The sequence below is a fragment of the Ochrobactrum sp. BTU1 genome, from assembly GCA_018798825.1.
Taxonomy (GTDB): domain Bacteria; phylum Pseudomonadota; class Alphaproteobacteria; order Rhizobiales; family Rhizobiaceae; genus Brucella.
Map to the genome: position 1 here is coordinate 293,707 of CP076355.1, position 18,213 is coordinate 311,919.

The following is an 18,213-nucleotide window of genomic DNA, read 5'->3' on the forward strand; positions in this document are numbered from 1 at the left end:
AACCGCCGATCAGTAAGAACAGACTGATAATATATTAGAATACTCTAAAGTCATCTGAAAACCTGTCATCGTATAGTATGCCGGGCATTGATGACGCGGATCAGTTCGGCGACCGCCTTATAGAATTCAGGTGCGATCATCTGGTCGACATTCACCTGCTTATAGAGAGCACGTGCCAATTGTACATCCTCAAATACTGGAATGGAATTTGCGGTTGCTATTTCTCTTATCTTGAGGGCGATGAGATCTTGTCCTTTTGCAACAACGATTGGTGCTGCCTCCTCATGAGGTCGATAGCGTAATGCTACAGAAAAGTGGGTCGGATTTGCGACAATCAGCGTGGCTGTTGGAACTGCGTTGATCATGCGGCGCCGAGCGCGGTCGCGGCCCAGCGAGCGCAGCCGTGCTTTAACCAGTGGATCGCCTTCTGACTGCTTGAGCTCGTCCTTTATTTCCTGCTTGGTCATGCGCAGTTCCTGTTTCCAGTGAATGCGCGACCATGCAAGATCGAAGCCGGCAATCGCGGTGATCGCGAGGACATTTGCCACCAAAAGCCGCACGAGATTCTCACGCAGAAACTCGGGTAATGCGCTCGGGTCGGTAGCGACCGCTTCGGTGAAGAGGTTATTGCCTTTGAAGAAGACAAAGAAAACGATCACGCTGGCGGCAACGAATTTTGCCAATGATTTGAGGAATTCGACCTGACCGGCACGACCGAAAATGCGCGTCCAGCCTTTGAGCAAGGAAATGCGCGATGCTTGTGGGCGAATACGTTCACCGACCAATCGCGGCGCATTTTGGAAGACAGAAGCAGCAATGCCTGCAAGTGGAATGATGATGAAGACCGGAATGAGGGCTGCACCGACAGAAAGCGACAGAATGCCAAACAGATGGCTTGCATCTTCCGCGCTGTTTAGAGTCCAATCTTCTGGACGGTCCATTAGTTCGCGCAAGAAAACAGCCAGTTTGGTTGTTGCGGGTGCCGCGACGAAGACCGCAATCACCAGAAAGGATGCGATACCAGCAAGGATTGGCGTTTCGCGGGAGAAAGGCATGTTGCCCTTGTCCAAAGCGTCGCGGATCTTTTTCTCGGTCGCGTCCTCGGTTTTACTCTCTTTATCGGTATCGTCGGACATATGTTACACGCAAGATTAGAGCGCATTCCGAACAGTGTGAAACGGTTTTTCGGACAGAGATGCGCGTTAGGACAGTTGACTAGAATGCCGATCCGCTCCAATCAGTTCGGCGCCCTATTTCGGGTCTGCGCCTGGATCGAGAGTGATGATACCGCGCTCAGAAAGATCGATAGCGATGCGTGCAATTGCGCGCCGTGCGTTTGCGATGTTCTGACTGGTGATGTTGCCTTGTTCGGCTGCCAATTCGCTTTCGACCATACGGCGACCGCGTGTGGAAAGCGAGGATAGCACCATTTCCTGAAGAGACGTGTCGGCACCACGCAATGCGGTTGCAATCTGTTCGGTCTGGACTTCATCGAATAGCAGAAGACGGGCGCGTTGCGAGAGACGTTCGACATCTTCAAAGTTGAAGAGTTTCGCCTTGATGCGTGCGATGTCGTCTTGACTGAGATCTTTGAGACTAGACATGAGCTCTTCCATCTCCTGCCGGTCGAGCTGGTTGAAGATATTGGCGATCTGGCCGTGATGGGCTTTGACAGGGCCTGCATCGGTGCGGCCGAGCAGGTCGCGGCGCAATACATCTTCCAGAAGATCGGCTGCAGCTGGTGCAACATTCCCAATATGCAGCGAACGCTGCACGACGGCACTGCGCAACTGTGGCGGTAGACTTACAAACATGCGGGCGGCGAGATCCGATGGCAGCTTGGAGACGATATAAGCGATGATCTGCGGATGCTGATCCGAGAGATAGGCCTGCAGGCTCTCAACCGGCAGTCTCGCAAGTTGTACCCAAATGGATTCCTGAACTAGCTGCGGCTGAACGCGCTCTTCAAACACGGCATCGGCTTCGTCTTGCGGCAAGGCTTCGCGCAGCAGGCCTTCAAAGCGCTGTGCTGCCTCTGAAACGGGCGCGCCTTCGGCAAATGAATCTTCGAACTGTTTCACCAGATGTTCAAAGTCGAGCGGTGAAATGGGTTCAAGCGTGCGGGCATGGCCTGCAAGCTTGCGCAAATCGTCGGCGTTGAAATGTTTGAGCAGCCGAGCGGCAGAAGGGCGGCCGATTGCGACAAGGATCGCAGCCGCTTTCTGCGGACCGGAAAGAGTGTCAACCACTCCGCTTGTGCTGTCATCGAGAGGCTTCTGCGATTCATTATCGGCCATGGTCGATCCGTTACTTACCGATGATTTCGGTGAGGCTGACGCCGAAGCGCGAAGAATCGTCTTCAAGAACGATAACTTCACCGCGCGCAATCACTCGCCCATTGACGACGATATCGACCGGGTCGCCGATCTGCTTGTCGAGGGTGATAACAGCACCGCGACCAAGCTTCATTAGATTGGCGACAGGCATGGTTGTTCCGCCCAGCACGACCTGAACGTCGACCGGAATGCCCATGATGAGCTCGAGATTGGGCTTCGCTGCGCCTGTCTTTTCAGCGCGCGGCTTATCTTCCTGCAACTCTTCGATTGCTTCGTCGAGCTCATGCTGCATTTCTTCATCCTTGTTCTTGCTCATGCCTGCCCCGCAATTTCAACGGTCGCCTTCTTGACGGCGCGACGTACGAAAACAGGTAATGCGTTCTTTTCTTTTGGCGAAGGCTCGCTCATAGGAGGAAAAGCCTGCTCCTCAATACGAGCAACTGCTGCCGTAACATTGCGCGCCTGACGCACATCACGGGAAAGAGCCTTTCGCACTCGGTTCAGCTCCTCAATCGCTTCATCCATTTCCCGACGAACGCGGGCAGTTTCAGCGATACGGGCTTCAATGCGGACGGTTTCATCTGCAAGATCGGTACGCTGGTTCTGCAAAGATTTTGCAACGCGCTCCAGACCGTTGGAGGCCGCAGCCACACGAAGCGTTAGCAACTTGCCCAGCTTGATTGTCTCATTGGCCTTGCGCCCGACGATGATGAGCGCGCCGAGCGAGCCGAGAGCCATCAGCGTGGAAAGTATGTTAGCCAGCAACAAGCTCATCGATGAGATCCTCTTCCTGATTGACCGCATCGCCAACCTTGACTGTAAAGTGAATGCCGGACTTCCCGAGCGTGCATTTGAAAAGCTGCTGATCGCCAGCACGCAAACGCACCTGTTCCATTGCATCCGTCGGCAGCTTCAGAACCTGACCGATTTCAAGTTTTGAAAGAACGTCGAGCGTTAGGCTTCCTTGCTGGATGAAGGCTTCAAGCTCGATCCGTGCGCGGCTGACTTCGCTGCGCATTCGCTTGCTCCAAGCAGGATCTGCTTGATCCAGCGGGCGGCGCAGGAATGCAGCCACGGCGTCTTGCATCGGCTTATGAGTGCTGCGGGGCAAAAGAAGATGCACGGCCCCTGTCTTACCTGCCGCTACCACATCAATGCGGCAGACGAAGAGGCGCGAATGCTCGAATTCGTCGCGGTTGAACTCGGCCGTGTCCGTGCATTCGCCAGCGGCAAACAGCGCCTGCGAAGTGGTTGCGAATACCTGATCAAGAGCTGCAGCCATGTGAGACGTCAGTAGGCTCGAGATTTTGCGCTCCAGCAAACCGAACGGACGTTCCAGATCGAAGTTGCCGAGATTTCCCTGTGCGCCAAACATGGCCTCAATGATAGAAAATACCATTGCCGCATCGGCGGTTAGGTAAAGTGTACATCCCCAACGATCGGCTTTGAGGGGCGCGATGATCGCAGCCTTACCCATGATGGCATCGAATGAAGCATTGTCCGCAGCTTCAACCTGGCCTGCTTCCGCATCAAATGCAGCAGCGCTGCCCTGTTTGAGACGGCCGCAAAAATGCGCAGACGCATCCTTGAACACGTGTGAAAGCGACTTCAGATCGTCGCCCGACAATCCTGCCGCTCGTAACAGATTTTCAGCAAGCGCGTCGTTTTTGCGGCTCTGGCCCTGAGTGGTCATATCAGGCTGCCTGCTGGATCGGCGTTGTCGCCATTGTTTCCTGCTCGACAACGTCGATGCTTGGACGTTCATAAGCTGAGATGGTCTTGCGGCCGTATTCAACGGCGATCTGTGGCAGAGAACCGTTCATATATGCAAGCAGTGTCTGCTTAACTACGGTGTAAAGACGGTTATTCTTGTCTCGCGTCGACTTGATCTTGGTAGCAATCGGGCCAACGACACCATAGGAAAAAAAGATACCCGCGAAGGTACCAACAAGCGCCGCACCAATCAGATGGCCCAGTACTTCGGGGGACTGGTTGAGCGCACCCATCGCTTTAATAACACCAAGAACAGCTGCGACGATACCTAGGGCCGGCAGCGCTTCGGAAATGCTGACCATCGCCTGGTAAGGCTTGAGCTTGTCGCGCGAAAGCGTGTGGATTTCTTCATCCATAAGCGCTTCAATTTCATGTGAGCGAACATTGCCAACGATGATAAGGCGGCAATAATCGCAGATGAAGTGGATGAGATCGTCTCTCTTCAGGATGCTGGGATATGCCTGAAAGATCGGCGATTCCTTGGGGTTGTCGATATGGGCTTCCACTTCGTTGCGCGACTTGGCGCGCAGCTCACGCATCAGGCTATAAAGCAATCCGAGAAGATCGAGATAATCACGCTGCTTTGGCACTGCATTGGTGAAGGCCTCAACGCAAGCCTTGCCCGTATCTTTCACAAGTGAAAACGGGTTGGCGATGAAGAATGTGCCAAGGGCTGCGCCAAGAATAATGACGAATTCCCACGGCTGAACAAGCACGCCGACGTGACCGCCCATGGCGATGAAACCGCCGAGCATACAGCCCAGTGTGATGGCGAGGCCGATGAGAATACCCAAAGCGCAAGACTCCCGTTGGTTCGAACTTATTTCGCACTCTAGGGAATGCGCCTTGCGCGAAGCTTGTCACATGACGCTAAAATGCATCAGCTTCGGACAAGCTTGAGGCTGCATAAAGGTTGCGAAAAATTGCAGGGGGTTCTCGCTTGGTCAACACGATGATGAGTTATCGGCTGATCGCGTCCGATATGACGCGGTCGTTGCAGCGTGTTTCGAAGGAGCCGCTGGTCGAGCGAGAAACCGCCTATTACAAAGAGAACATCGGCAAGGTGAAATCCATTGATGATTTCATGTCTGACACCCGACTCTATAACTATGCCATGAAGTCATTCGGCCTGGAAGACATGGCCTATGCTAAGGCTTTCGTTCGTAAGATACTCACTGAGGGCGTCAAAGACGATGACGCCATGGCGAACAAGCTGACCGACAAGCGGTATAAAGAGTTTGCGACGACATTCGATTTTGCAGGCAAGGGTGAAAAAGCCACCGACGGCACGGCCGCCCAGCAAGGTGTGATGGATAAGTATATCCGTCAGACACTGGAGACAGAGGCTGGCAGCCAGAACGAGGGTGTCCGTCTGGCACTCTATTTCGAGCGCAAAGCGTCCACCATTACCAATGCGTACGAAATCCTTGGCGATAAGGCTTTGCTAACCGTTATGCAGACAACGTTTGGCTGGCCCTCGGTGATGTCAAATGCCGACATCGACAAGCAAGCGAAGATGATCGAGGCCAAAGTCGATTTTTCGAGAATGTCAGATCCTGATTATGTATCGAAGATGATCTCGCGCTTCACGGCCATGTACGAGATGAACAATCCAACCACGAGCAGCCCTGCATCTATCGCCTCGCTGTTGTTGGGTGGCACGTCATCGGTCGGCATATCGTCGAGCATTCTGACTACTTTGCAGAACTTCAAGCCGGGCGGACGTTGATAAATGCAAAATAATTCCATCTACGTAGGGCTGTCTTCCCTTGTCACACTTGAACGGCGGATGGATGCCATTGCGCATAATGTGGCAAATATTTCGACGCCGGGCTTTCGCGGCGAAGGCACGAAATTCAATACAATCGTCTCCAACAAGGCAAGCGAAGACGTAAGCTTCGCGACAGCAGGCAAGAGCTATATTCGCACAGAAGCGGGCTCAATGCTGGAAACCGGTAATCCTTTTGATGTTGCCGTCAAAGGCGATGCCTGGATGTCGGTCAACACCCCGCAGGGTGTTGTCTATACTCGCGACGGCCGCATGAAGATGATGCCAACCGGTGAACTGGTGTCTGTCACAGGCAATTCGGTTCTGGATGTGGGCGGTGCGCCTATCGTTCTCAATCCGGATGGCGGTGCGCCGAAGATTTCCAGTGACGGTGCTGTCTACCAGAACGGCGCACAGATCGGTGCAATTGGCCTGTTCTCGATACCAGTAGATGCCGATCTCACCTATGCAGGCAATTCCGGTGTTGTACCAAGTAAGCCCGCGCAGGCTGTCGTTGACGATATGAGTGTTGGAGTTGTGCAGGGGATGATCGAAGGTTCCAATGTTGATGGCATGACGGAAATGACCCGTCTCATCAGCGTTAGCCGAGCTTTTGAGCAGGTGAATAATCTACTTTCACAACAGGAAAGCACAGTGGCTGAAGCCATCAGGACGCTGGGCTCCAAAAACGGATGACTCCTGACTTACCGCTCGCGCGGCTCGCCGCCTTTGCCCGCCAACAATCGATAGCGCCAAAGTCTCTGACAGGAATTGGCGGTACGGTGAGCGATGTGTCGCGTTCGGCGATTGCAGTGCGGGGCCTCTCGCGCAATGCGCGCTTGGGTGATGCGGTGGCTATCCGCACTGACAGTGGTCAGAGCCTTGCTGAGATCATTCGTGTGGCTGATCATCAGGTGCTTGCGAAGCCGTTTGATGATCGTATAATTCCCTCACTTGGCGCTGCTGTGTTTGAAGAAGGGCCGCTTCGCATTCGGCCTGCGCCGGAATGGCGGGGCAGGGTAATCAATGCATTGGGCGAAGCGGTGGATGGAAAAGGCTCACTCCAACCCGGTTTACGCCCCATGGCATCGGAAAACCTTCCACCAGCTGCGTTGCGACGCGCACGCGTGGATCGCGGATTGCGGACCGGCGTCAATGTAATCGATATTTTCACGCCGCTCTGTTTTGGGCAACGTATCGGCATTTTTGCAGGCTCAGGTGTGGGTAAATCCACCTTGCTCGCCATGATGACCCGCGCTGCCGATTTCGATACGGTTGTTCTGGCACTGACCGGTGAACGCGGTCGCGAAGTGCGCGAGATGCTCGAAGAAACAATGGCGGGGCATCTCGATAAAACGGTAACGGTGGTTGCGACCGGCGACGAAAGCCCGATGATGCGCCGCCTTGCCCCTAATACAGCAACCGCGATTGCGGAATATTTCCGCGATCTTGGACAGAATGTCCTGCTGATTGTAGATTCCGTCACACGCTTTGCCCATGCTGCGCGCGAGGTGGCTATTGCCGCGGAAGAGCCGCCGGTATCGCGGGGTTATCCGCCAAGCGTGTTCAGTCAGTTACCGCGTTTGCTAGAGCGCGCTGGTCCCGGCATTACTGACGCGGGTGGCAGTATCACGGGCATTTATTCGGTGCTGGTCGATGGTGACGATCACAATGACCCGGTCTCCGATACCATTCGCGGCACGTTGGATGGGCATATTGTTCTTGATCGCGCAATTGCGGCTCAGGGACGTTATCCGGCAGTCGATATTCCTGCATCGGTTTCGCGTCTGGCAAAACATAACTGGACACCAGAACAGCGCAAGCTTGCCACTCAGTTGCGCAGTATGGTTGCACGTTTTGAAGAGACGCGCGATCTGCGTGCGATTGGTGCCTATCAGAAGGGTAATGACGGATTGCTGGATCAGGCCGTCGATTTTGTTCCGCGCATTTATGATGCGCTCCAACAATCGCCTGAGACAGGGCTGTCTGCTGACCCCTATCACGATCTTGCCGCGGCACTGCGCGGGGAAAAACAGGCATGAAGGTCATGAAGACGGGTTCGCGTAAAACCATGGAAGAGTCCATTCTTGCTGACTTGGCAGCAGAGGTGGAAGCTGCGACTGTGAGGGAAACCAAAAAGCCGCAAAGTCAGGTTGACCGCTATCTCAAGATTGCGGCGATCACACTTGCTGTTGGCTGCTCGATGCTTCCGTTCGTCACCTATCTTCAGCGTGTCGATCTGAGCCAGGATAAGAAGACCGACAGCAAGATTGTTGATCCGCTTGACCGCTCCGACCAGAAGACCGTGCGTCATTTTCCGTCCTTCCGCCCGAATGATCAAGTCGCCCCGAGCGAGGATATCGACACCACCACAACAGGTTCGGTCATGTCGAACGGCAAGGGTTTGCCTGGAACAGGTGCGGGTAATGGTCGTGAAGGCGGCGAGAGGCAGACATTGCCAAAGCCGGTATTCGCATTGCGGGAAGTGGTCGGCGGTATGGCGATGATCGAAGATACGTCGGGCTATTGGTTCGTGGAAAAGGGTTCGCTCCTGCCAGACGGCAGCCATCTGGTTTCCATCGGCCGGGGTAATCAGGTCGGAATGTGGAAGCTGACGACATCATCTGGCGATGTGATCGAAATGCGCAGATGAGGCCATGAGCTGGCCTTTTTGAAGCTTGCGTAAATCTGCCTTGAAAACAGATTGGTTCACTTCTCTGAATCAGAGTCGATATTAATATAACTATCTGATTTAAATATATTTTATGAACGTTATCCAAGTGTTGGAATGCTCTGCCTTTGCGAAACCTTGCTCTACGCAAGCTTGACGCAAGTTCCGGCCTTTAAGTTAACGAACTGTAAAGGCGGGAAACTCAATGAGCTCCATTCATCTTTTCGATCTGGCTGCAAGGCAGGCGCAGTGGTTGTCGGTACGACAGGCCACGGTTGCAGGCAATGTCGCCAATGCGAATACGCCAGATTTCCGGGCGCGCGACGTTCAGCCCTTCGCTGACGTGCTGGACAAAACCCAGCTCACCATGGCTGCAACAAGCTCGCAGCATCTAGAGGTTGAGGCGAATGGCATCGCAGGCGCGCGGCTGCGCCCGGAAGATATCACCGAGCAGACCCATTCGGGCAATACGGTCGATGTCGAGCGAGAAATGATGAAGGCAGGCGAGATCTCGCGTGAATATTCGCTTAACACAAGCATCGTCAAAGCGTTTCACCGTATGATGCTGACTGTAGCGAAGGGGTAAGCCGTGTCGGATGCCTTGCAAAATACCCTCAAGATTGCCGCGTCAGGACTGTCGGCTCAGTCGACCCGGTTGCGCATCGTTTCTGAAAATCTTGCCAATGCGCAGGCGACAGCCAAGACCGCCGATACCGATCCTTACCGCCGCAAAACTGTATCCTTCCGCACTGAAATCGAACAGGGTACGGGTGCTGCCGAAGTCAGGGTTGCTGAAGTCGGTAAGGATACGTCGGCCTTTATCGAACAATATGACCCAAGCCATCCGGCAGCGGATGCGCGTGGCTATGTGAAATATCCAAACGTCAACATGGTCGTCGAGATGGCGGACATGCGTGAAGCTAACCGTTCTTACGAAGCCAATTTGCAGGTCGTCAAACAAGCCCGAGAGCTGATTTCAATGACCATCGATCTCCTGAGGAGCACATAATGTACGACTCAATCATGAGTGTTTCGGCGCGAAACGCTCTATCGCGTCTTTCTGAAACGGTTGCTGAAAAGAGCGTGGGCTCGACCTCGGCCCCGCAAGCTATTCCAACAACGTCCGGCGCTTCTTTCGGAGAAGTACTGTCGCAGATGACGGATTCCGTCGGACAGAAGCTACAGGCCGCGGAAGCCAAATCGATCCAGGGCATCAAGGGCGACGCACCGCTGCGTGATGTGGTCGGTTCGGTCATGGAGGCTGAGCAGTCGCTTCAGACGGCAATCGCGATTCGTGACAAGATCGTACAGGCCTATCTCGAAATCAGCCGTATGCCGGTTTGAGTGCTCTCAGTGAATAAGGACCTGCTATGAAAGCCCTGACGATTGCCGCAACCGGTATGAACGCCCAGCAGCTCAATCTGGAAGTGATCGCCAACAACATCGCCAATATCAATACGACAGGCTTCAAGCGTGCCCGCGCTGAGTTCTCCGATCTTCTCTATCAATCGGAACGGACAGCTGGAGTGCCAAATCAGGCCAATCAGGCAATCGTTCCCGAAGGCGCGCTGGTCGGGCTTGGTGTTCAGACAGCCGCAGTGCGTAATCTGCATATTCAGGGCAGCTTCAATCAAACCGGCAATCCCTATGACGTGGCGCTGACGGGTCGCGGCTGGTTCCAAATCCAGAGCCCGACGGGAGAAACGCTTTACACGCGCGCTGGTGCATTCAACAAGAATGCCGACGGCCAGCTGGTAACGCTCGATGGCAATCCGGTCGAACCTGCGATCACCATTCCACCTGACGCCATTGAGGTTACCGTTACAGAGACCGGTCAGGTTTTCGCCAAGCTGCAGGATCAGGTCAATCAGGTCGATCTCGGTCAGCTGACACTTGCCAATTTCACCAACGAAGCCGGTCTGGAGCCACTGGGTGGCAATCTCTACCGCGAAACGGAAGCCTCTGGTGGCCCGTTGGTCGGTGTCCCGGGTGATCCGGGCTATGGCGCGATCAAGCAGGGTTACCTCGAAGCATCAAACGTCGATCCGGTGAAGGAAATCACCGATTTGATTTCGGCACAGCGTGCCTATGAAATGAACTCGAAGGTCATTCAGGCAGCTGACGAAATGGCCGCTACTGTATCGAAGAATCTGCGCTAAAGCATCAGAAATGCTTTCTTTTTGTTTCCACGCACATCTTGGTCCGAAAACCGGTTCCACTTTTCGGGATGTGCTCCAACGGTGATGGCGATGAGTTATGCGAAGGCGATTTCCCGGAAAACAAGGCTGGTCACTGCCGCCCTTCTGCTGTCCGCAGTAATGGGGTCTGCGACCATGGCCGTAAGCGCTGCCGACCGCATAGCTTTTGTCGTGCCTTCGGCAACCGTCTATCCCGGTCAGATTGTAAGCGATACCGCACTGCTGGAAAAGAAGTTCTTCATCAGCGCACCGGCTGCAAGCCAGTATGTGCTGTCGCAAGATCAGGCGGCAGGCAAGGTTGCACGCAAGACGCTGCTTCCGGGCAAGCCGATCCTCGTATCTGCCCTTAGTGAGCCATCGCTGGTCAAGCGTGGTGTTCCGGCTCCGTTAGTATTCACGTCTGGTACGCTTGTCATCACCGCTATGGGCACACCGCTTGAATCGGGTGCTGCTGGCGATTTTATCAAAATCCGTAATATCGATAGTGGTATCATCGTGTCGGGCACAGTGCTTGCGGATGGCCGTATTCAGGTGGGGATGCAGTGAGAAAAGCACGCGCAGCCCTGATTGCCCTTCTGGCTATTGCACTGCAGCCCGTTGCGGGCTTTGCGGATGAATCATCCAAGAACGCGCGCGAGTTTGGGTCGGCCGTAGAAGCCGACGCAGACTGGCTTGGCTCAGGTGGCGATCCGTCGAAAATGACTTATGCCGAACTGGGCAGGGGCAGCGCTGTTGCGCGCCTGAAAGACATTGCGACCATTCAGGGCGTACGTGAAAATCAGCTCGTAGGTTATGGTCTCGTTATCGGTCTGAAAGGCAGCGGCGACAGTCTGCGCAATTCGCCTTTCACGGAACAATCCATGCGCGCCATGTTGGACAATTTGGGTATCAGCGCTCCGCGCAATTCGACCCGTTCCAAGAACACCGCAGCTGTTATCGTAACCGCCAATCTGCCCGCATTTGCAGGAACCGGCTCCCGTATTGACGTGACTGTGTCTTCGCTGGGTGACGCAACATCGTTGCAAGGCGGTACGCTGGTGATGACGCCCCTGATGGGTGCAGATAATCAGGTTTATGCGGTCGCGCAGGGTAACATGATCGTTTCAGGATTTTCGGCTGAAGGCGAAGCTGCGAGCATAACGCAGGGTGTTCCGACCTCGGGCCGTATCCCGAACGGTGCTCTTGTTGAGCGCGAAGTTGCAGGCAATTTCGGCAATGACAGTGAAATGGTCGTCGAATTGCGCGACCCTGATTTCACCACTGCTGTACGTGCCGCCGATACGATCAACGTTTTTGCCAAACGCCGGTATGGCCGCGGTGTGGCGATTGCACGCGATGCCAAGACCATTCGGCTTCAGCGTCCGAAGAACGTGCCTGCCGCTCGCTTCCTTGCTGAGCTGGAAGGTTTGCCAATCACCACGGATGAAGTTGCGCGCGTCGTCGTGGATGAACGAACGGGCACGGTCGTCATTGGCGAGAAAGTACGGATTTCCAAAGTGGCGATCAGCCATGGTAGCCTGACCGTGCGCGTGACGGAAACACCGATAGTCGTCCAGCCGGATCCATTTAGCTACGGCGAAACTGAGGTTGAGCCGAATACTGATATTGCGGTCAATCAGGGTGACTCCAAGATCGGCATCCTGACGGGGGCCAATCTTGAAAACCTTGTCAAAGGACTGAACCAGATCGGCGTTAAACCAAATGGCATCATTGCTATTCTGCAGGCTATCAAGACTTCAGGTGCCCTTCACGCAGAACTGGTGGTGCAATGATTATGGCTAGATACGTCATTGGCTTTGGTTCAGTTCTTGCAGTGCTTTTCGGTACAGGTTTTCCGGCTTTTGCACAGCAGCCGCTTCCACCTGTTCCAGCCCCAAATCAGGCCGAAGGGCTCGCGCCATCAACCGCTGCTCAGCAGTTGGCGGCTTCTGCGCCCATCGGCAATCTTGATGAAATTCGCAAATTCTGCGGCAACATCGACGATCAGGCCGCTGATGCGCGCTATTCGCTGCAGGCCAAGCAGCTTGCTGATCTCAAGGCCGACGTTGAAGAGCGTATGCGCGCGCTGGAAGCCAAGCGCAAAGAATATGAGATGTGGCTGAAGCGTCGCGACGAGTTCGTAAACAAAGCACAGGATTCCCTTGTCGATATCATCTCCAAGATGAAACCTGATGCGGCTGCGGCGCAAATGTCGCTGATTGGCGATGAAGCGGCGGCGGCTTTGATACTCAAACTCAATCCGCGTGTTTCGAGCATCATCCTCAATGAAATGCCGCCTGAAAAGGCAGCCAAGCTCGCAAGGGTTATTGTTGGTTCGCAGCGCACGACCGCAGCGCCGCAGCTCACCAGGGAACAGCGCGCGCAGGCGGAATCCGGGAATTCGGTGCAATGACGAAAAGCATAAACAAAGCGCTCTTTGCAGCGGCAACCTTAGCCCTTTTAGCGGGCTGTGCCACAAAGCCGGAAGAGATCGGCCGTGCGCCGGACCTTTCGCCTGTGGCGGCTAATCTCGGTGTCCAGAACAACCCGCAATATAGCGGCTATCCTGTTCGCCCAAGCAAGGCATCCTATTCGCTTTGGGATCAGCGTTCTACGAACTTCTTCAAAGATCCACGCGCCGCCGAGCCCGGCGATGTCCTGACGGTTATCATCTCGATAAATGATCGGGCGAACATGGACAACAAGACCGATCGTGAACGCGTGTCGAAAGGCCTCTACGGCGGTGGCGCTTCGTTCGACACAAGTAGCCTTTCGGGTGCAGGAGCAGGTGGTACCATGGATGCGTCGGTCAACACGCGATCAAACAGCTCATCGAAGGGCAAAGGCACGATTGAGCGCAGTGAAGATATCCGTCTGCAGGTCGCAGCCATTGTCACCGATACGTTGCCGAACGGTAATATGATCATTCGTGGTTCGCAGGAAGTGCGCGTTAACAACGAGCTGCGCGTGCTAAACGTTGTCGGTGTTGTACGTCCGCGCGATATTTCAGGCAACAACACCATTTCCTACGACAAGATTGCCGAGGCGCGTATTTCTTACGGTGGACGCGGTCGCCTGAGCGAAATTCAGCAGCCGCCTTACGGTCAGCAGATTCTCGATCAGATTTCTCCGTTCTGAAGTTGAGCAGGTATGAGCGATACGGCAATCGATAAGGACGGTAAAGCAAAAGGCTCTTTGGTGGGCCTGTTGGGCGCTGTTGCAGTGCTGACTGCAATCGCTGGCGGTGGAGGATGGTATCTGGGTGGCGTTATCTCAGATGACCAGCAAGCCGCAGTTAAATCGACGACGAAGGAGGACAAGCCGAAGCAGGGTGATTTTGAATCGCGCTCCATTGGAACCATCATCCCTCTGCAGCCGATTGTGACCAATCTTGGTATTCCTCAGACCACATGGGTCCGACTTGAGGCGGCGCTTGTTGCAAAGCCGGGCCGTGAAATTCCGCCCTCAGTTGCGGCCAGTGTGGGCGATGATTTCATGAGCTTCCTGCGGAGCGTCAATCTCATGCAGTTGCAGGGTGCCGCTGGTTTGGCCTATTTGCGTGCCGATCTTGAAGAACGGGCGCGGATGCGTTCGGAAGGCGCGGTCGACCGCGTTTTCATTTCGACGCTGGTAGTAGAATGAAGAAAATTTTCGCCCTGAGTGGCTTGCTGACGTTGGTCTTTATTTCTGTTGCCCATGCACAAGCCTTGTCACTGGATAGTCTTCTTCCAGCCGGAAGTGGTGCAGCCAGCGGACAGATTGTTCAGCTGTTTGGCATTCTGACGGTTCTGTCGGTGGCGCCCGGCTTGCTGATCATGGTCACAAGCTTCACCCGTTTTGCCATTGCATTCTCGCTTTTGCGCTCGGGGCTTGGGCTTCAGACGGCTCCTGCAAGCATGGTGATGATCTCGCTGGCTTTATTCATGACCTTCTATGTCATGGCACCAGTGTTTGATCGTGCCTGGAACAATGGCTTGCAGCCTTTGATGCGCAATGAGATCACGCAGGACGTGGCATTTCGTGAAATTTCGAATCCATTTCGGGAATTTATGATGCGCGAAGTGCGCGACAAGGACTTACGCCTGTTTGAAGATCTAGCAGATCCGGCATTTCGCACGGGTGAAGACGGCATTGTTGATTTCCGCGTGTTGGTTCCGGCCTTCATGATTTCTGAATTACGACGTGGTTTTGAAATCGGCTTCCTGATCGTTCTGCCGTTTCTGGTGATCGATTTAGTGGTGGCGACGCTCACCATGTCGATGGGTATGATGATGTTGCCGCCGACCGTGATATCCCTGCCGTTCAAAATACTATTTTTCGTGCTGATCGATGGCTGGAATATCTTGGTCGGAAGCCTGATACGATCATTCTCCTAAGTCGACGGGTGCCAAATCAATAGCTTGTTAGGCATTTCTAACAAAAGTGCGAAGCGGCTTTGTGTGGGATAATGCGCCAAAAAAATGGGTTTAGAGCGGTACCAACGTTTCCATTTTAACTGGACTGCAATACGCCTCCCAAGGAGGTGGCATCCTCCAAAATGAAGGTTCATTAAAAACGATCGCATTATATTAATATATTCTTAACAATTGGATTATAGTGCTACTAGCCATAGTAGGTCCCACGCGTTTCGTGGTGACAGGCATGATGCCGCTCTCCTATGCCGGTAATTTTCAATCCGGCCTGTCCCTCAAGTTTGTTTTCCCAAGGGGCAATTCAATGTCTAGCATTCTTACTAACTCTTCAGCTCTTACCGCTCTTCAGACCCTTTCCTCGACCAACAAGTCGCTGGAAACCACGCAGAACCGTATTTCGACCGGCTTGCGCATCGGTGAAGCTGCTGACAATGCATCTTACTGGTCGATTGCAACCTCGATGAAGTCCGACAACAAGGCCAATTCGGCTGTTCAGGACGCTCTTGGCCTCGGTGCCGGCAAGGTCGACACTGCATATACTGCAATCAACGACATCAAGGACCAGGTTGACAAGATGAAGTCGCTTCTGGTTAGCGCTCAGGGCGCCAGCCAGGAAGACCAGAAGAAGGTCGCGACCGAACTGAAAGCAATCCAGTCGCAGATCAAGTCGTCTGCCAGCAACGCGAACTACGCTGGTTCGAACCTGCTCGTGAACGACGCCGCTGCAACTTCGGACCTTAAGGTTGTTGCATCGTACAACCGTACCGGCACCACCGTAACGATCGATACCGTTGACGTTGCTGCTGCTGACGTACAGGTTTTTGCTGACGCTGCAGGCACCGGCGGTATCGCTGGCGGTCTTGTTGCCGATACGTTCTTCGACCCATCCACAGCAAAGCTTGACGACGCTGCAATCAAGACTGCTCTGGAATCGGTTGAAACCGCTCTGGACAAGCTCACCACCGGTGCAGCCTCGCTCGGTGCTGCAAAGGCACGTATCGACACCCAGAAGAGCTTCATTTCCAAGCTCAGCGACTCGGTTGAAAAGGGCGTTGGTACGCTCGTTGACGCCGACATGAACAAGGAATCGGCTCGTTTGTCGGCTCTGCAGGTTCAGCAGCAGCTGGGCGTTCAGGCTCTCTCGATCGCTAACTCGTCGAGCCAGTCAATCCTGTCGCTGTTCCGCGGCTAATCATTTAGCTGATACAGTTGATACTTCGAGGGGCGTGGAATTTATTCCGCGCCCTTCTTCTTTTCTAAAAAGCTACTTCTTCAGTCATGTCGACACTTTCGCGCAAGCTTCGCGATCTATTTTGTTCGCATCAGGATGGCGGTGGTATCGATGCAGCAAAATTTCCAGCAATTACTCCAACAGCTTAAGGGAACGCTCGGCAAGCTTGGCGCGCGAAAACTTATTGCGCTCGGACTTGTCGGGGCTGCATTGATGGGCGCTATTCTTTATACGAGCGTCTATCTGAGTCGCCCCTCCTATGAGACACTTTATGTCGGCCTTTCGCGCGATGACGTGAATCGTATGGGTTTGGCGCTCGGTGAAGCGGGCATCGCTTTCGACGTAAAGTCTGACGGTTCATCGATCCTTGTTCCTGTCGGCAAGGCAGAACAGGCGCGTATGTATCTGGCTGAAAAAGGTCTGCCGACGTCAAATAACGCCGGTTACGAGCTTTTCGACAATATGGGCTCGCTTGGCTTGACGTCGTTTATGCAGGAAATCACACATGTTCGTGCGCTTGAAGGTGAGATCGCCCGCACCATTCAGGCCATTCGAGGCGTCAAAGCTGCACGTGTCCACATCGTCATGGCCGAAAAAGGCTCGTTCCGTCGCGGTGACCAGAAGCCGTCTGCCTCGGTTGTGATCCGTGCTGAAGGCGGGTTTGCCGCTGAATCCGCACAGTCGATCCGCCAACTGGTTGCAGCCGCCGTACCATCGCTTGATGCTTCGTCCATTACGGTTCTCGATACCAATGGTCGTCTGCTCGCTTCGGCCGGGGAAGCTGCGAATGGTGCTGCTCTTCTGACTGCGTCGCTTGAACAGCAAGTGGCTGGCAATGTGGATGAGAGCATCCGCAAGGCGCTTGCTCCATATCTCGGTGTTGGTCACTTTCAGAGCAGTGTTCAGGCAACGCTTGATACCGACCGCCGTCAGACCAACGAAACTCAGTTCGATCCTGAATCGCGTGTTGAACGTTCTGTTCGTGTTGTTCGCGAAAGCGGGGACTCCCGCAACGCACGCAATGACAATGCCACCGGCGTTGAGCAGAATATTCCGCAAGAAGAAATTCAGAACCGCAACGGCGAAAGCTCGTCTGAAAAGACCGATCGCCGCGAAGAACTCACTAATTACGAAATGAACACCAAGACGGTGTCCACAGTCAGCGATGGCTACACCATCAAACGTCTGTCGATTGCCGTCGTTATCGATCAGGCGCGTCTGCTTGAAACGGCGGGCACCACGCCGCCTCCTGCAGATTTCGTCGATCAGCAGATCTTGAGAATCCGCGACCTCGTTGCAACGGCCGCCGGTCTCAATGCCGACCGTGGGGATGTGATCAACGTAACGGCTGTCAACTTTCTCAGCCCTGCTGGCGCGGATATGGAGCCGGTTTCCACGCCATGGTCCGAGCAGCTGATGCGTCAGAGTGGTTCTTACGTCAATGCGTTGGCAATTCTTGCTGCCGTTGCGTTCCTGATCTGGTTTGGTGTTCGTCCTTTGCTCCGCGATCAGAACGCAAAGCCATCCGGAACAGAAGTTGCGCTGCGTCAACCGGCTGATGTCGCTGTGCCAAACTTTGTTGGTGATGCACAGCAGGCCATCGCCGGTGAGGGCGCTAAGGCAGTGATCGGTGGACCAGAAGCCTATGCTGATCAGATGAAGACGAGCCTTAGCGACCTGCGTCAGCGTATGCGTATGCCTGCTAAGCTACGTCTCGAACAGATGATTGAGATGGATGAAGAGCGCGTCGCTGCAGTTCTCAAGCAATGGATCCACGAAACCGCTATCAAGCAGGATGCAGCATCAAACCAGCGATCTGTAATGCCGGAGCTCGAGGCTGCCTGA

22 protein-coding genes are annotated in these 18,213 nt (G+C 54.3%); 16 read left to right on the forward strand and 6 right to left on the reverse strand.

Features of this window, described 5'->3' with window-relative positions:
* Positions 1 to 65: 65 nt before the first annotated feature.
* The 6 genes from KMS41_12640 to motA form a co-directional block, all read right to left on the reverse strand.
* On the reverse strand, positions 66 to 1,136 hold the full coding sequence (locus KMS41_12640; protein QWK79777.1) for a flagellar type III secretion system protein FlhB: 1,071 nt from the start codon (positions 1,134 to 1,136) through the stop codon (positions 66 to 68).
* Between the two features lie 114 nt (positions 1,137 to 1,250).
* Positions 1,251 to 2,297, reverse strand: coding sequence for a flagellar motor switch protein FliG (fliG, locus tag KMS41_12645; protein QWK79778.1), 1,047 nt, complete (start codon positions 2,295 to 2,297; stop codon positions 1,251 to 1,253).
* Between the two features lie 10 nt (positions 2,298 to 2,307).
* Complete coding sequence (fliN, locus tag KMS41_12650; protein QWK79779.1) at positions 2,308 to 2,652, reverse strand: flagellar motor switch protein FliN; 345 nt, start codon at positions 2,650 to 2,652, stop codon at positions 2,308 to 2,310.
* The gene (locus KMS41_12655) at positions 2,649 to 3,110 is read right to left on the reverse strand and encodes a hypothetical protein (GenBank protein QWK79780.1); all 462 of its coding nucleotides are present in this window, start codon (positions 3,108 to 3,110) and stop codon (positions 2,649 to 2,651) included. Before KMS41_12655 ends, fliN begins: the two co-directional genes overlap by 4 nt.
* Positions 3,091 to 4,029 carry a FliM/FliN family flagellar motor switch protein gene (locus KMS41_12660; GenBank protein ID QWK79781.1) on the reverse strand — a complete coding sequence of 313 codons (939 nt, stop codon included), beginning with the start codon at positions 4,027 to 4,029 and terminating at the stop codon, positions 3,091 to 3,093. Before KMS41_12660 ends, KMS41_12655 begins: the two co-directional genes overlap by 20 nt.
* Position 4,030: 1 nt before the next feature.
* Positions 4,031 to 4,903, reverse strand: a complete 873-nt coding sequence (motA, locus tag KMS41_12665) for a flagellar motor stator protein MotA (GenBank protein ID QWK79782.1) — start codon at positions 4,901 to 4,903, stop codon at positions 4,031 to 4,033.
* A 146-nt stretch (positions 4,904 to 5,049) separates the two neighbouring features.
* Between motA and KMS41_12670 the strand changes: the two genes are divergently transcribed.
* The 16 genes from KMS41_12670 to fliF all read left to right on the forward strand — a co-directional run bounded on the left by KMS41_12670 (position 5,050) and on the right by fliF (position 18,213).
* Positions 5,050 to 5,838 carry a DUF1217 domain-containing protein gene (locus KMS41_12670; GenBank protein ID QWK79783.1) on the forward strand — a complete coding sequence of 263 codons (789 nt, stop codon included), beginning with the start codon at positions 5,050 to 5,052 and terminating at the stop codon, positions 5,836 to 5,838.
* A gap of 3 nt (positions 5,839 to 5,841) precedes the next feature.
* Positions 5,842 to 6,573, forward strand: coding sequence for a flagellar basal-body rod protein FlgF (gene flgF, locus KMS41_12675; GenBank protein QWK79784.1), 732 nt, complete (start codon positions 5,842 to 5,844; stop codon positions 6,571 to 6,573).
* Positions 6,570 to 7,919, forward strand: coding sequence for a flagellar protein export ATPase FliI (fliI, locus tag KMS41_12680; GenBank protein QWK79785.1), 1,350 nt, complete (start codon positions 6,570 to 6,572; stop codon positions 7,917 to 7,919). The genes flgF and fliI overlap by 4 nt, the downstream gene beginning before the upstream one ends.
* A gap of 5 nt (positions 7,920 to 7,924) precedes the next feature.
* Positions 7,925 to 8,530 (forward strand): hypothetical protein, encoded by a 606-nt coding sequence (locus KMS41_12685; protein ID QWK80242.1) that lies wholly within the window; start codon positions 7,925 to 7,927, stop codon positions 8,528 to 8,530.
* Positions 8,531 to 8,753: 223 nt separating this feature from the next.
* Positions 8,754 to 9,134 carry a flagellar basal body rod protein FlgB gene (flgB, locus tag KMS41_12690; protein QWK79786.1) on the forward strand — a complete coding sequence of 127 codons (381 nt, stop codon included), beginning with the start codon at positions 8,754 to 8,756 and terminating at the stop codon, positions 9,132 to 9,134.
* Positions 9,135 to 9,137: 3 nt separating this feature from the next.
* Positions 9,138 to 9,557 (forward strand): flagellar basal body rod protein FlgC, encoded by a 420-nt coding sequence (gene flgC, locus KMS41_12695; GenBank protein QWK79787.1) that lies wholly within the window; start codon positions 9,138 to 9,140, stop codon positions 9,555 to 9,557.
* Positions 9,557 to 9,892, forward strand: coding sequence for a flagellar hook-basal body complex protein FliE (gene fliE, locus KMS41_12700; protein QWK79788.1), 336 nt, complete (start codon positions 9,557 to 9,559; stop codon positions 9,890 to 9,892). Before flgC ends, fliE begins: the two co-directional genes overlap by 1 nt.
* Positions 9,893 to 9,918: 26 nt before the next feature.
* Positions 9,919 to 10,707 carry a flagellar basal-body rod protein FlgG gene (flgG, locus tag KMS41_12705; GenBank protein QWK79789.1) on the forward strand — a complete coding sequence of 263 codons (789 nt, stop codon included), beginning with the start codon at positions 9,919 to 9,921 and terminating at the stop codon, positions 10,705 to 10,707.
* A gap of 90 nt (positions 10,708 to 10,797) precedes the next feature.
* Positions 10,798 to 11,292 (forward strand): flagellar basal body P-ring formation protein FlgA, encoded by a 495-nt coding sequence (flgA, locus tag KMS41_12710; GenBank protein QWK79790.1) that lies wholly within the window; start codon positions 10,798 to 10,800, stop codon positions 11,290 to 11,292.
* Complete coding sequence (locus tag KMS41_12715) at positions 11,289 to 12,518, forward strand: flagellar basal body P-ring protein FlgI (GenBank protein ID QWK79791.1); 1,230 nt, start codon at positions 11,289 to 11,291, stop codon at positions 12,516 to 12,518. Before flgA ends, KMS41_12715 begins: the two co-directional genes overlap by 4 nt.
* Entirely contained in the window at positions 12,515 to 13,138 is a 624-nt protein-coding gene (locus KMS41_12720) for a MotE family protein (GenBank protein ID QWK79792.1), read from the forward strand. The genes KMS41_12715 and KMS41_12720 overlap by 4 nt, the downstream gene beginning before the upstream one ends.
* Complete coding sequence (locus tag KMS41_12725) at positions 13,135 to 13,863, forward strand: flagellar basal body L-ring protein FlgH (GenBank protein ID QWK79793.1); 729 nt, start codon at positions 13,135 to 13,137, stop codon at positions 13,861 to 13,863. The genes KMS41_12720 and KMS41_12725 overlap by 4 nt, the downstream gene beginning before the upstream one ends.
* Before the next feature lie 12 nt (positions 13,864 to 13,875).
* Positions 13,876 to 14,367, forward strand: a complete 492-nt coding sequence (locus KMS41_12730) for a flagellar basal body-associated FliL family protein (GenBank protein QWK79794.1) — start codon at positions 13,876 to 13,878, stop codon at positions 14,365 to 14,367.
* A complete protein-coding gene (gene fliP / locus KMS41_12735; GenBank protein QWK79795.1) occupies positions 14,364 to 15,101 on the forward strand; it encodes a flagellar type III secretion system pore protein FliP in 738 nt (245 codons plus the stop codon). The genes KMS41_12730 and fliP overlap by 4 nt, the downstream gene beginning before the upstream one ends.
* A 340-nt stretch (positions 15,102 to 15,441) precedes the next feature.
* Complete coding sequence (locus tag KMS41_12740; protein ID QWK79796.1) at positions 15,442 to 16,329, forward strand: flagellin; 888 nt, start codon at positions 15,442 to 15,444, stop codon at positions 16,327 to 16,329.
* 135 nt (positions 16,330 to 16,464) lie between these two features.
* Positions 16,465 to 18,213, forward strand: a complete 1,749-nt coding sequence (gene fliF, locus KMS41_12745) for a flagellar M-ring protein FliF (GenBank protein QWK79797.1) — start codon at positions 16,465 to 16,467, stop codon at positions 18,211 to 18,213.

Excerpts from the sequence above, each read along its gene's own strand:
- KMS41_12640 (QWK79777.1), bottom strand. The coding sequence starts at position 1,136 with ATGTCCGACGATACCGATAAAGAGAGTAAAACCGAGGACGCGACCGAG.
- fliG (QWK79778.1), bottom strand. The coding sequence starts at position 2,297 with ATGGCCGATAATGAATCGCAGAAGCCTCTCGATGACAGCACAAGCGGA.
- fliN (QWK79779.1), bottom strand. The coding sequence starts at position 2,652 with ATGAGCAAGAACAAGGATGAAGAAATGCAGCATGAGCTCGACGAAGCA.
- KMS41_12655 (QWK79780.1), bottom strand. The coding sequence starts at position 3,110 with ATGAGCTTGTTGCTGGCTAACATACTTTCCACGCTGATGGCTCTCGGC.
- KMS41_12660 (QWK79781.1), bottom strand. The coding sequence starts at position 4,029 with ATGACCACTCAGGGCCAGAGCCGCAAAAACGACGCGCTTGCTGAAAAT.
- flgF (QWK79784.1), top strand. The coding sequence starts at position 5,842 with ATGCAAAATAATTCCATCTACGTAGGGCTGTCTTCCCTTGTCACACTT.
- fliI (QWK79785.1), top strand. The coding sequence starts at position 6,570 with ATGACTCCTGACTTACCGCTCGCGCGGCTCGCCGCCTTTGCCCGCCAA.
- KMS41_12685 (QWK80242.1), top strand. The coding sequence starts at position 7,925 with ATGAAGACGGGTTCGCGTAAAACCATGGAAGAGTCCATTCTTGCTGAC.
- flgB (QWK79786.1), top strand. The coding sequence starts at position 8,754 with ATGAGCTCCATTCATCTTTTCGATCTGGCTGCAAGGCAGGCGCAGTGG.
- fliE (QWK79788.1), top strand. The coding sequence starts at position 9,557 with ATGTACGACTCAATCATGAGTGTTTCGGCGCGAAACGCTCTATCGCGT.
- flgG (QWK79789.1), top strand. The coding sequence starts at position 9,919 with ATGAAAGCCCTGACGATTGCCGCAACCGGTATGAACGCCCAGCAGCTC.
- flgA (QWK79790.1), top strand. The coding sequence starts at position 10,798 with ATGAGTTATGCGAAGGCGATTTCCCGGAAAACAAGGCTGGTCACTGCC.
- KMS41_12720 (QWK79792.1), top strand. The coding sequence starts at position 12,515 with ATGATTATGGCTAGATACGTCATTGGCTTTGGTTCAGTTCTTGCAGTG.
- KMS41_12725 (QWK79793.1), top strand. The coding sequence starts at position 13,135 with ATGACGAAAAGCATAAACAAAGCGCTCTTTGCAGCGGCAACCTTAGCC.
- KMS41_12730 (QWK79794.1), top strand. The coding sequence starts at position 13,876 with ATGAGCGATACGGCAATCGATAAGGACGGTAAAGCAAAAGGCTCTTTG.
- fliP (QWK79795.1), top strand. The coding sequence starts at position 14,364 with ATGAAGAAAATTTTCGCCCTGAGTGGCTTGCTGACGTTGGTCTTTATT.
- KMS41_12740 (QWK79796.1), top strand. The coding sequence starts at position 15,442 with ATGTCTAGCATTCTTACTAACTCTTCAGCTCTTACCGCTCTTCAGACC.
- fliF (QWK79797.1), top strand. The coding sequence starts at position 16,465 with ATGGCGGTGGTATCGATGCAGCAAAATTTCCAGCAATTACTCCAACAG.